Here is an 11,047-nt window from a genome sequence, read left to right on the forward strand (position 1 = left end):
GTGCAATATTCAGTCACCATTTTCAGGAGACAAAGAATGCAACGTCGTCACCTCGTCGCCCTGGCAGCCACTGCCATCGCGGGAGCCTCCGCCCTGACCGTCCCGGCCTGGGCCCAGTCCAACGAGATCCGCATCGCCCACATCTACAGCAAGACCGGCCCGCTCGAAGCCTATGGCAAGCAGACGCAGACCGGCCTCATGATGGGCTTCAACTACGCGACGGGCGGCACGATGGAGGTCAACGGCAAGAAGATCGTCGTGATCGAGAAGGACGACCAGGGCAAGCCTGATCTCGGCAAGTCGCTGCTGGCTGCGGCCTACGCCGACGACAAGGCGGCACTGGCGATCGGCCCCACGTCTTCCGGCGTTGCGCTGGCGATGCTGCCCGTGGCCGAGGAATACAAGAAGATCCTGCTGGTCGAACCGGCGGTGGCCGATTCAATCACCGGCGACAAGTGGAACAAGTACATCTTCCGCACCGGCCGCAACAGCTCGCAGGATGCCATCTCGAACGCCGTGGCGATCGACAAGCCCGGCGTCACGGTCGCCACGCTCGCGCAGGACAACGCCTTCGGCCGCGACGGCGTGAAGGCGTTCAAGGACGCGCTGAAGAAAGCCAAGCTGGCGCACGAGGAATACCTCCCGCCCGCCACGACGGACTTCACCGCGGGTGCGCAGCGCCTGATCGACGCGCTCAAGGACAAGCCCGGCCGCAAGATCATCTGGATCGTTTGGGCAGGCGCAGGCAATCCGTTCAAGATCGTCGACCTCGACCTCAAGCGCTACAACATCGAGATCGCGACCGGCGGGAACATCCTGCCGGCCATGGCCGCCTACAAGGCGCTGCCGGGCATGGAGGGTGCGGCCTACTACTACTTCGGCATCCCGAAGAATCCGGTCAACGACGCGATGGTGTCGATGCACTACAAGGAATTCAAGTCGCCGCCGGACTTCTTCACGGCCGGCGGATTCTCGGCGGCGATGGCGGTGGTGACGGCACTCAAGAAGACGGGCGGCGACACCAACACCAACAAGCTCATCTCGACGATGGAAGGCATGAGCTTCGACACGCCCAAGGGCAAGATGACCTTCCGCAAGGAGGACCACCAGGCGATGCAGAGCATGTACCACTTCAAGATCAAGGTGGACCCGGCCTTCGCGTGGGGCGTGCCTGAACTCGTGCACGAAATCAAACCGGAAGAGATGGACATCCCCATCCGGAACAAACGCTAGGGGCTTCCCAACTGCGCGCAGCGCGCGCATGCCCCGGGGGCCCTTCGTGAAACACCGCGGAACCGGCTTGGCCGGGCCGCCGGTGTTGCCCCCGGCAGGGGGTGGGCGGCTACACGAAGTGAGCCAACCTGGGGGCGAGCAACATTTTTATGCTTGAAACCAAGAATCTCACGATCCGGTTTGGTGGACACGTGGCGGTGAATGCTGTCAGTTGCGCTTTCGCGCCTGGCACGTTGACCGCGATCGTCGGCCCGAACGGCGCTGGCAAGACCACGTATTTCAATCTCATCTCCGGGCAGTTGAAGGCCACGGAGGGGACGGTATCGCTCGATGGGCAATTGCTCTCGGGGCTGCCGGCGTCGGCGCGCACGCGTGCGGGCCTCGGGCGTGCCTTTCAGCTGACGAACCTCTTTCCGAACCTCACGGTGCTGGAGAACGTGCGGCTGGCCGTGCAGGCCACGCGCGAAGGCGCGCACCGGCGCGGGCTCAATCTCTGGAGCATCTGGAGCGACCATCGCGCGTTGACCGAGCGGGCCGACCAGATCCTGGCTGATGTCGCGCTGAAGGCCAAGGAACACGCGACTGTCGCGAGCCTGCCGCACGGTGACCAGCGCAAGCTCGAGGTCGCGCTGCTGATGGCGCTCGAGCCGAAGGTCTTCATGTTCGACGAACCGACGGCGGGCATGAATGCGGCCGAGGCTCCGGTGATCCTCGACCTGATCCGCGCGCTGAAGAAGGACAAGACGAAGACCATCCTGCTCGTCGAACACAAGATGGACGTGGTGCGCGAGCTGGCCGATCGCATCATCGTGCTGCACAACGGGCAGTTGGTGGCCGACGGCGAACCGGCCGAGGTCATCGCCTCTCCCGTCGTGCAGGAAGCCTACCTGGGCGTGGCAAAGGAGGCTACTCAATGAGTGCGGAAAACCTGCTCGAACTGGCCGGCGTGCACACGCACATCGGCGCGTATCACATCCTCCATGGCGTCGACCTCGTGGTGCCGAAGGGCCAACTCACGATGCTGCTCGGCCGCAACGGCGCGGGCAAGACCACGACACTGCGAACCATCATGGGCCTCTGGCATGCATCGCAGGGCACCGTGCGCTTCGGCAGCAAGGACATCACCGCGCTGCACACGCCGCAGATCGCCGAACTCGGCATTGCCTACGTGCCCGAGAACATGGGCATCTTCTCGGACCTCACGGTCAAGGAGAACATGCTGCTCGCGGCACGCGGCGCGAAGAACGCCGAGCAGATGGACGACAAGCGCCTGCAGTGGATCTTCAAGCTCTTCCCCGCGGTCGAGAAGTTCTGGAACCATCCGGCCGGCAAGCTGTCAGGTGGGCAGAAGCAGATGCTCGCCGTGTCGCGGGCGATCGTCGAGCCGCGCGAGCTCCTCATCATCGACGAGCCCAGCAAGGGCCTCGCGCCGGCCATCATCAACAACATGATCGATGCCTTCAGCGAGCTGAAGCGCAGCGGCGTGACGATCCTGCTCGTCGAGCAGAACATCAATTTCGCGCAGCGCCTCGGCGACACCGTGGCCGTGATGGACAACGGTGTTGTCGTGCACAGCGGAAGCATGGCGGCGTTCTCGGCGGACGAGCAGTTGCAGCAATCGCTGCTGGGACTGGCACTATGAAAAATGACTTCGACTGGAAGCCGCTGGCATTGGTACCGGTGCTCGCGCTGATCGCGCTGCCGTTGACAGGTTCTTTCTCGACCTGGCTCACGCTCACGGTCGCGGGCCTTGCGATGGGCATGATCATCTTCATCATCGCCTCCGGCCTGACGTTGGTCTTCGGCTTGATGGACGTGCTGAACTTCGGCCACGGCGTATTCATTGCGCTCGGCGCCTTCGTGGCCAGCAGCGTGCTTGGCACCATGAGCGACTGGACCGGCTCGCAGGAACTGTGGCGCAACCTCGTTGCGGTGTTCCCGGCGATGCTGGTCGCGATGGCGGCCGCGGGCGCGGTCGGACTGGCCTTCGAGCGCTTCATCGTGCGGCCTGTGTATGGCCAGCATCTGAAGCAGATCCTCATCACGATGGGCGGAATGATCATCGGCGAGGAACTGATCAAGGTCATCTGGGGCCCCGCACAGATTCCGCTACCGTTGCCCGACGCATTGCGCGGGTCGCTGCTCGTCGGCGACGCGGCGATCAGCAAGTACCGCATCCTCGCGGTCATCGTCGGCGCCTTCGTTTTCGGCCTGCTGGCCTGGACGCTGGGGCGAACCAAGATTGGCCTCCTGATTCGCGCCGGCGTGCAGGACCGCGAAATGGTCGAGTCGCTCGGCTATCGCATCGGGCGCCTGTTCGTCGGCGTGTTCGTGGTGGGCAGTGCGCTCGCCGGACTCGGCGGCGTGATGTGGGGGCTGTTCCAGCAGAACCTGATTCCGCAGATGGGTTCGCAGGTCAATGTGCTGATCTTCATCGTGATCATCATCGGCGGGCTCGGCTCGACGACGGGCGCGCTGATCGGCGCCTTGCTCGTTGGCCTGATGAACAACTACACGGGCTTCCTGCTGCCGACGCTGACGCAGTTCGCCAGCATCTTCCTGATGGTGGCGGTGCTCTTGTGGCGTCCGCAGGGCGTCTACCCCGTGGCGAACCGTTGAAAGGACGACCATGCTGAATCGTCTTCTTTCCAACGACCTGCCGCGCAGCCGCCTGCTCGCGGTGTTGCTCGCCGCGCTGGTGCTGGGCCTGGCCTTCGCGCCGTTCATCTTCCCGGGCGTCAAGGCGCTCAGCGTCGCGGCCAAGGTGCTGGTGTTCATCGTGCTGGTCGCGAGCTTCGACCTGCTGTTGGGCTACACGGGCATCGTGAGCTTCGCGCAGACCATGTTCTTCGGCATCGGCGCCTACGGCATCGCGATCTCGGCGACGCGGCTCGGCGCAGGGTGGGGCGCCTTGCTGGTCGGGCTGGGCGCGGCGCTCGCGATCTCGCTGGTGCTGTCGCTGGCCATCGGGCTCTTCTCTCTGCGTGTGCGCGCGATCTTCTTCGCGATGATCACGCTGGCCGTGGCCTCCGCATTCCAGACGCTGGCTTCGCAGTTGTCGGATTTCACCGGCGGCGAGGATGGGCTGACCTTCAAGCTGCCGGAACTGATCTCGCCGAGTTTCGAGTTTGCCGACGAGCCCTTCCTCGGCGTGTCGCTCGACGGCCGCCTGCTGTGCTACTACATGCTGTTCGTGCTGGCGGTCGTGCTCGTGCTGGCGCTGCTGCGTATCGTGAACTCGCCCTTCGGCCGCGTGCTGCAGGCGATCCGCGAGAACGAGTTCCGCGCGGAGGCGATCGGCTATCGCGTGGTGGTCTATCGCACGACGGCTTCGGTGCTGTCGGCGCTGTTCGCGACGCTGGCGGGTGCGATGCTCGCGATCTGGCTGCGCTACAACGGGCCGGACACTTCGTTGAGCTTCGAAATCATGATCGACGTGCTGCTGATCGTGGTGATCGGCGGCATGGGCACGATCTACGGCGCCGTGGTCGGTGCGGTGATCTTCGTCATCGCGCAGAGCTACTTGCAGGATCTGCTGCGCCTCGGCAGCGAAGCCCTGAGCGGGGTGCCGTGGCTGGCGGCATTGCTGTCGCCCGACCGATGGCTGCTGTGGCTCGGGGTGCTGTTCGTGCTCTCTGTCTACTACTTCCCGACCGGCATCGTCGGCCGTCTCCGTGCAAGGGCATCGCGATGAATTCACCGACCTCGAACTACGCGCAACTGGCGGGCCGCGAGATCCACTGGATGGACTGGGGCAACGCCGACGGCCCGGTGGTCGTCGCGTGGCATGGCCTGGCGCGCACCTGCCGCGACATGGACGAACTCGCGGGTCATTTCGCAGGGCACGGCTTTCGCGTGATCTGCCCCGACACCATCGGCCGTGGCTTGAGTCAGTGGAGCACGGCGCCGGACGATGAATACCAGTTGTCTTTCTACGCGCGGATCGCCACGACGCTTTTCGATGAACTGAAGCTGACGCGCGTGCATTGGGTCGGCACATCAATGGGCGGGGCGATCGGCATGGTCTGCGCGGGCGGGCTTGCCGAACCGTCGATGAAGCCGCGCATCGCGAGCCTGGTGCTCAACGACAACGCGCCGCAGATCGCCGACGCGGCGGTCGAGCGCATCCGCTCCTACGCGGGCAAACCGCCGGCCTTCGACACGGTCGCCGAACTCGAAGCCTTCTTCCGCACCGTCTACAAGCCCTATGGCTGGCTGAGCGATGCGCAGTGGCGGCGGCTGACCGAGACTTCGACGCGGCGCCTGCCCGATGGTCGCGTGACGCCGCACTACGACCCCGCGATGGTGCGGCAGTTCATCGCGCAGCCGGACGACTACCTGCTGTGGTCGCACTACGACGCGATCGACGTGCCGGTGCTGTGCCTGCGCGGAGTCGAATCCGACCTGGTCCTGCCCCCGACGCTGGACGAGATGCGTCGCCGCGGTCCGGGCGCGCAGGGCCGGCTCCAGATCATCGAGGTGCCGGGTTGCGGGCATGCGCCGGCGCTCAACGTGCCCGAGCATCTGGATCCGATCGAAGCCTTTGTTCGCGCCGCCAGCATCTGAGCGCGGGTGGTCGCACAATCGTGCCGCCCATCCCAACTCGGAGTCATCTCATGGCGCTTTCGCTCTACGACATTTCGGTCCCGGTGTTCACCCGCGGACTCGGCCAGCTCTCGCACATCCTGGACAAAGGCCTCGCGCATGCGGAGGCGGCAGGCACTGATCCTTCGGAACTCGTGAATGCGCGCCTTGCGCCGGACATGTTCACCCTCGCTGGACAAATCCAAAGCGCGAGCGATGCCGCGAAATTCGGCACTGCGCGCATTGCGGGCGTCACGCCACCCAGCTTTCCAGACGACGAAACGACTTTCGCCGAACTGGTGGCGCGCATCACCAAGACCGTCGACTATCTGCAGACAGTGGATCGCGCATTGATCGACGGCGCCGAAGATCGCGAGGTCACGATGAAGGTGCGTGGCAATGAGTTGAAGTTCACCGCGCAGCGCTATCTGCTGCAGTTCTCGTTGCCCAACTTCTTTTTCCACGTCACGACGGCCTACGACGTGCTGCGTCACAGCGGAGTGCCTGTCGGCAAGCTCGACTACCTGGGACGCTTCTGACCAGGTGACGGCCTCAAGCTCAAACCAAGGGTAAACACCAAGACCGAGACTGCGCGCGAGAACGAATTCCAGTCGGACTGCTTTCACAAGGGCTCCGACCATGAACTCGATTTCCAGGCGCAGTTTCTTCGCGTCGCTCGGCGTTGCGATGGGTGCGGCCTGCGCGCCGTGGCCCGCGTCGGCCGCTTCGCCCTTGCTCGAAGACCAGGGGCCGGCCCCTGGCTTCGCCGGCATCGACAAATGGCTCAACTCGGCGCCGCTGAGCATGCAGGACCTTGCGGGCAAGGTCGTGCTGGTCGACTTCTGGACCTACTCGTGCATCAACTGCATCAACACCTTGCCGCATGTCGTGCGCTGGTACGAGAAGTACAAGGACCAGGGCTTCGTCGTCGTCGGCGTGCACACGCCTGAATTCGCATTCGAGAAGTCCACCCCGAACGTGGAGGCCGCACTTCAACGATTCGGCATCCGATACCCGGTGGCGCAGGACAATCGCTTTGCGACCTGGAAAGCCTGGCACAACCAGTACTGGCCCGCGTTCTACCTCGTCGACAAGTCGGGACGCGTGGTGCGCCAGCACTTCGGCGAAGGCGAGTACGACCTGATGGAACAGGCGATCAAGGCGCTGCTCGCACAGCCCGCGAAGGGCTGAATTCGCCTACGCGGCCCCGGCCCGGGTGGGCCAACCGGCCAGATGACGGTCGGCGATGCCCGCCAGTGCCGTGATCCACGCGTTGGTGTCGTTGAGGCAGGGGATGTATTGGAAGGTCTCGCCGCCTGCGCCGAGAAACGCGTCGCGGCCCTCCATCGCGATTTCTTCCAGCGTCTCCAAGCAATCGGCTGGAAAGCCAGGGCACATCACGTCGACTCGCCGAACACCCGCGGCGGCGAGTTCGCGCAGCGTGGGTTCGGTGTAGGGCTGCAGCCATTTGGCGCGGCCGAAGCGCGATTGGAAGGTGACGCGGTACTGCGCCGGTGTGAGCTGCAAACGTTCCGCCAGCAGGCGTGCCGTTGCAACGCAATGCGCCTGATAGGGATCGCCGAGCTTGATGTTGCGTTCCGGAATGCCGTGAAAGCTCATCACCAATTGGTCGGGCCGGCCGTTCTGCCGCCAGTGGCGCGTGACGCTCTGAGCCAGCGCATCGATGTAGCCCGGGTCGTCGTGGTAGTCGTTGACGAAACGGAACTCCGGCACGCGGCGTACGCGTGCGCTCCATGCGTTGACGGCATCGATCACGCTGGCCGTGGTGGTGGCCGAGTACTGGGGGTAGGCCTGCAGCACAAGCACGCGGGTCGCGCCTTCGGCCTTGAGTTGGTCGAGGCGGGTGGCGATCGATGGCTGGCCGTAGCGCATGGCGTCCCGCACCGTGACGCGATGGCCGCGTTCGCCGAGCCAACCGTTCAACAGGGTCGCCTGCTTCTTCGTCCACACCTTGAGCGGAGAACCCTCGGACGTCCAGATGCTGGCGTACTTGGCGGCTGATTTCGCGGGCCGTGTGCGCAGGATGACGCCGTGCAGGAGCAGCGCCCAGACGACGCGTGGAATCTCGACAACGCGCGGGTCGCCGAGAAAGTCGGCGAGATAGGGGCGCACGGCCTTCGCCGTCGGCTCGTCGGGCGAGCCAAGGTTGCACCAGAGCACGGCAATGCGATCCAGGGCATTCTCTGCGGCAGGCGGTGGGTCTCGAAAAGGCATGCGGTATTCTCGACCATGGCCACCGCGACCCCTCATTCCCTGACACTTGACGTGAAACGCATCGCCGCGATTTCACTCGATCTCGACGACACGCTCTGGCCGATATGGCCCACCATCGAACGCGCCGAGCGCGTCCTGCACGAGTGGCTGCTGCGCGAGGCACCGAAGACCGCGAACCTGCTCGTCACGCCGGGCGTCTTGCGCCAACTGCGCGAGGCCACGGAGAAAGAGCGTTCCGATCTCGCACACGACCTGAGCGCCATGCGCCGCGAGTCGATTCGCACCGCATTGCGCCGCGCGGGCGAAGACCCGGCGCTCGCCGAGCCCGCCTTCGAAGTCTTCTTTGCCGAGCGCCAGCGCGTTCAGCTCTATGACGACGTCTTGCCCGCGCTCAAGTGGCTCAGCGAGCGCTATCCGCTGGTGGCGATTTCCAACGGCAATGCCGATGTGCATCGCACGGGCGTCGGGCGCTGGTTCCGCTCCGCGTTCAACGCACGCGAATTCGGCAGCGGGAAGCCGCATGCGCCGATCTTCAGGGCGGCGGCCGCTTCGGTCGGGCTGTTGCCCAAGGATGTGCTGCATGTCGGTGACGACGCGGCGCTGGACGTCGTCGGCGCGCTCGGCGCGGGCATGCAGGCAGCGTGGCTGGTGCGCGACGAGCGGCCCTGGGAACACGACGCGCGGCCGCAACTCATCGTGCCGAACCTGCACGCGCTCTGCGTGGCGTTGATGTCGGGCGACAACTGAATCAGCGCGTGCCGACGGAACTCAGCAGGCTGTCCTGCAATGTCGACAGGGTGTTCAGGCTCTTGATCATCCCGGCTGAATTGCTGCTCGCATTGATGATGGTCTGGTTCACGATGTGCTGGTTGTCCAGCGTGTTCTGGATGATGGTGCCGAAGTTCACGCCGCCCTGTTGCGCCTGAACGGTGTTACCCGGGCCGTTCTGCACCAGGTTCAGGCTCGCCATCTGCTTGTTGAGTTGCGCGGCCTGCACCGGCGTGAGGTCGTTGATATGGCTGAAGTCGAGCGTCGTCTGTGTCACGAGGCTGCCGTTGATGTAGGTCGCCCGCGTGATTCCGAAGCTCACCAGCAGGCCGTTGCCCGCGTCGAAGCCGCCGCGCATGTGGTCCAGCGTCTGGTCGCTCACGGTCATCCACACGCCAGCGCTTGGTTCTTCGGAATCGGGTCCGGCCGCCAGCGCTGGCGAAAGGACGCTGCCCACAAGCAGGCACAGGCAGACCCGCAATCCAGCGCGCACGAAAGGGAGGCGGGCGGCGATCATCAGAATTCCCCGGGTCCCAGCTTCGGGACCGTGACCTGAAACAGGCTGTCGCGGCTGATGCCTTGTGTCCCGATGGGCGCGTGCGGTGCAACGCGCCAGTCGGCAGCCAGATTGAACCGCGCCTGGTCCATGCGGTTGTGGATGACGAAGAGCAACCCGTTCTTCCAGCTCTCCTCGAAGGATTTGCGCGAAACCGCCCGCGTGCCCTGGGCTGGATCGCCAATCAGCACGCGATCGTCCTGCAGGCCCTTGACCACGACGAAGTGCTGGTAGCCGTTCGTGTTGATCAGGACGATCGCCGGAACGCGCGCCTGGTTGAGTCTGTCGAGCGGCTGTTCGAAGCCGTCGGCATCGAAGCCATGCGCATCCAGGTAGCGCTTCATGTCCAGCAGCGAGAAGCCCTCCTTGTGGATCTTGGCCTGGTCGCCGTTCTCGTACATCTCCTTGAACACGTCCTCTTCGGTGACCGGATAGTTGTAGTGGTGCGTGAGCAGGGTGGCGACGGCGGCCGACCCGCAACTGAAGTCGTACTTCTGAATGAGCGTGCGCCCCGTCTTCGCCTGCTTCAGGCTTGTGATGGGCATGTTCACGTCGCCCATCCCCAACGACAAATAGGCCCGCTGGGCGGGCGCTGCGGTGGCTGCAGCGAGCAGTGCGACGGAAAGCAGCATGCGGCGCATGGCGCTCTCCTCAGTTCATCTGCAAATGAAGGATCACCGCGTTCTGTATCAGTACATTCGCGCCACTGTTCTGGATCACGACCGGCAAGCCGCTCATGTTCGCGAACGAGCCCGAACTGATGGTGTTGTCGCCTGTATTGACATTCCGCGCCGAGTTGTCGGCCGTGGTGCCATTCAGCGTCATGTCGTTGCGGACCAGATCGGTGCCGCCCCGATAGCCTGCCAGTGTCGAAGAGTCGACCGGCGTCGCGACGAAGGCAACGCGATCGGCCTTGGCCGAATCATCACCGATTGGCAACGCGCCTTGCGCCGCGGCCGCCATCGGCAGCAGGATCCCCAGGGCCGCGCAAACGGACCCGTAGAGGGTAAGGAATTTCATGGCGTCTCCCCTTGGCCAGCTTATAGGGCGAGAGCCGACTCGCGCCGTGCAGCCTGAACGGGTCAGGCTGCGCGGCGCTCATCGGACATCGCTATCGATCAGCGACCCACGCTCAGGTTCGCCTGGACGTTCACGCTTTGCTGGACCAGCGAGGACAGGCCACTGTTCTGGTTCGCGACCATGATGCCGGCTGCCGTTTGACCGACGCTCGTCATGGTGTTGGACATGTTGAACGTGCCTGCATCGACCGTCACCGTGCCACCTGCGCCGCCCGTGCCGCCGTTGCCGACGCCACCGGTTCCGCCGTTGCCCGTGTTGGTTCCGCCTGCGCCCGCGCCGCCCGCGCCGCCGGTGCCGCTACCGCCTGCGCCGCCGGCGCCTGCAGTGTTGCTGCCATTGCTGGCGCTGCCGTTGGTGGCGCTGCCGTTCGTGCTCGAGCCGCCTGCGCCGCCCGTGCCCGCGCCGCCGGTCTGGGTGCCGGTCGCAGTGCTGGTGGCCGCTCCGCCGCCGCCGCCCGAACCGCCCGCTCCACCGGCGCCCGTGGCGCCGCTCGCGCCGCCCGCGCCTGCCGTGCTGGTCGATGTGCCGGCTCCGCCTGCACCGCTCGCGCCGCCTGCGCCTGCAGTGCCGCTGGCACCGCCTGCGCCGCCT

13 protein-coding genes and 1 pseudogene are annotated in these 11,047 nt (G+C 65.1%); 9 read left to right on the forward strand and 5 right to left on the reverse strand.

Annotated features, from left to right (window positions below):
- The first annotated feature begins 36 nt into the window (after positions 1-36).
- The 8 genes from AC1DN9_RS15755 (at position 37) to AC1DN9_RS15790 (ending at position 7,008) form a co-directional block, all read left to right on the forward strand.
- On the forward strand, positions 37-1,233 hold the full coding sequence (locus tag AC1DN9_RS15755) for a substrate-binding domain-containing protein (protein WP_478101724.1): 1,197 nt from the start codon (positions 37-39) through the stop codon (positions 1,231-1,233).
- A gap of 149 nt (positions 1,234-1,382) precedes the next feature.
- Entirely contained in the window at positions 1,383-2,150 is a 768-nt protein-coding gene (locus AC1DN9_RS15760) for an ABC transporter ATP-binding protein (protein ID WP_478101726.1), read from the forward strand.
- Positions 2,147-2,875, forward strand: coding sequence for an ABC transporter ATP-binding protein (locus AC1DN9_RS15765; RefSeq protein WP_478101728.1), 729 nt, complete (start codon positions 2,147-2,149; stop codon positions 2,873-2,875). The genes AC1DN9_RS15760 and AC1DN9_RS15765 overlap by 4 nt, the downstream gene beginning before the upstream one ends.
- On the forward strand, positions 2,872-3,852 hold the full coding sequence (locus AC1DN9_RS15770) for a branched-chain amino acid ABC transporter permease (RefSeq protein WP_478101730.1): 981 nt from the start codon (positions 2,872-2,874) through the stop codon (positions 3,850-3,852). Before AC1DN9_RS15765 ends, AC1DN9_RS15770 begins: the two co-directional genes overlap by 4 nt.
- A gap of 10 nt (positions 3,853-3,862) precedes the next feature.
- On the forward strand, positions 3,863-4,927 hold the full coding sequence (locus tag AC1DN9_RS15775; protein ID WP_478101732.1) for a branched-chain amino acid ABC transporter permease: 1,065 nt from the start codon (positions 3,863-3,865) through the stop codon (positions 4,925-4,927).
- Positions 4,924-5,799, forward strand: coding sequence for an alpha/beta fold hydrolase (locus tag AC1DN9_RS15780; RefSeq protein ID WP_478101734.1), 876 nt, complete (start codon positions 4,924-4,926; stop codon positions 5,797-5,799). The genes AC1DN9_RS15775 and AC1DN9_RS15780 overlap by 4 nt, the downstream gene beginning before the upstream one ends.
- Positions 5,800-5,849: 50 nt before the next feature.
- Positions 5,850-6,356, forward strand: a complete 507-nt coding sequence (locus tag AC1DN9_RS15785) for a DUF1993 domain-containing protein (protein ID WP_478101736.1) — start codon at positions 5,850-5,852, stop codon at positions 6,354-6,356.
- 100 nt (positions 6,357-6,456) lie between these two features.
- On the forward strand, positions 6,457-7,008 hold the full coding sequence (locus AC1DN9_RS15790; protein ID WP_478101738.1) for a thioredoxin family protein: 552 nt from the start codon (positions 6,457-6,459) through the stop codon (positions 7,006-7,008).
- Positions 7,009-7,014: 6 nt separating this feature from the next.
- Here AC1DN9_RS15790 and hemH read toward each other — a convergent pair whose 3' ends face one another.
- Positions 7,015-8,052, reverse strand: a complete 1,038-nt coding sequence (gene hemH / locus AC1DN9_RS15795; RefSeq protein WP_478101739.1) for a ferrochelatase — start codon at positions 8,050-8,052, stop codon at positions 7,015-7,017.
- A 15-nt stretch (positions 8,053-8,067) separates the two neighbouring features.
- Here hemH and AC1DN9_RS15800 point away from each other — a divergent pair, with 15 nt between their 5' ends.
- Positions 8,068-8,799 (forward strand): HAD family hydrolase, encoded by a 732-nt coding sequence (locus tag AC1DN9_RS15800; protein WP_478101741.1) that lies wholly within the window; start codon positions 8,068-8,070, stop codon positions 8,797-8,799.
- A 1-nt stretch (position 8,800) separates the two neighbouring features.
- Here AC1DN9_RS15800 and AC1DN9_RS15805 read toward each other — a convergent pair whose 3' ends face one another.
- From AC1DN9_RS15805 to AC1DN9_RS15820, 4 genes and pseudogenes are all read right to left on the reverse strand, one after another.
- Positions 8,801-9,337, reverse strand: coding sequence for a hypothetical protein (locus AC1DN9_RS15805; RefSeq protein WP_478101742.1), 537 nt, complete (start codon positions 9,335-9,337; stop codon positions 8,801-8,803).
- Positions 9,337-10,017 carry a C39 family peptidase gene (locus AC1DN9_RS15810; protein ID WP_478101744.1) on the reverse strand — a complete coding sequence of 227 codons (681 nt, stop codon included), beginning with the start codon at positions 10,015-10,017 and terminating at the stop codon, positions 9,337-9,339. Before AC1DN9_RS15810 ends, AC1DN9_RS15805 begins: the two co-directional genes overlap by 1 nt.
- Positions 10,018-10,027: 10 nt before the next feature.
- Positions 10,028-10,396, reverse strand: coding sequence for a hypothetical protein (locus tag AC1DN9_RS15815; protein ID WP_478101746.1), 369 nt, complete (start codon positions 10,394-10,396; stop codon positions 10,028-10,030).
- Positions 10,397-10,494: 98 nt separating this feature from the next.
- A pseudogene (locus AC1DN9_RS15820) lies at positions 10,495-11,047 on the reverse strand (hypothetical protein); the annotation flags it as partial.

The organism is Variovorax sp. 05L425, from assembly GCF_056397705.1.

Bases quoted from the DNA above. Each gene is read 5' to 3' on its own strand.
- AC1DN9_RS15780 (WP_478101734.1), top strand. From the start codon at position 4,924: ATGAATTCACCGACCTCGAACTACGCGCAACTGGCGGGCCGCGAGATC.
- AC1DN9_RS15765 (WP_478101728.1), top strand. From the start codon at position 2,147: ATGAGTGCGGAAAACCTGCTCGAACTGGCCGGCGTGCACACGCACATC.
- hemH (WP_478101739.1), bottom strand. From the start codon at position 8,052: ATGCCTTTTCGAGACCCACCGCCTGCCGCAGAGAATGCCCTGGATCGC.
- AC1DN9_RS15770 (WP_478101730.1), top strand. From the start codon at position 2,872: ATGAAAAATGACTTCGACTGGAAGCCGCTGGCATTGGTACCGGTGCTC.
- AC1DN9_RS15775 (WP_478101732.1), top strand. From the start codon at position 3,863: ATGCTGAATCGTCTTCTTTCCAACGACCTGCCGCGCAGCCGCCTGCTC.
- AC1DN9_RS15760 (WP_478101726.1), top strand. From the start codon at position 1,383: ATGCTTGAAACCAAGAATCTCACGATCCGGTTTGGTGGACACGTGGCG.
- AC1DN9_RS15790 (WP_478101738.1), top strand. From the start codon at position 6,457: ATGAACTCGATTTCCAGGCGCAGTTTCTTCGCGTCGCTCGGCGTTGCG.
- AC1DN9_RS15785 (WP_478101736.1), top strand. From the start codon at position 5,850: ATGGCGCTTTCGCTCTACGACATTTCGGTCCCGGTGTTCACCCGCGGA.
- AC1DN9_RS15815 (WP_478101746.1), bottom strand. From the start codon at position 10,396: ATGAAATTCCTTACCCTCTACGGGTCCGTTTGCGCGGCCCTGGGGATC.
- AC1DN9_RS15805 (WP_478101742.1), bottom strand. From the start codon at position 9,337: ATGATCGCCGCCCGCCTCCCTTTCGTGCGCGCTGGATTGCGGGTCTGC.
- AC1DN9_RS15800 (WP_478101741.1), top strand. From the start codon at position 8,068: ATGGCCACCGCGACCCCTCATTCCCTGACACTTGACGTGAAACGCATC.
- AC1DN9_RS15755 (WP_478101724.1), top strand. From the start codon at position 37: ATGCAACGTCGTCACCTCGTCGCCCTGGCAGCCACTGCCATCGCGGGA.
- AC1DN9_RS15810 (WP_478101744.1), bottom strand. From the start codon at position 10,017: ATGCGCCGCATGCTGCTTTCCGTCGCACTGCTCGCTGCAGCCACCGCA.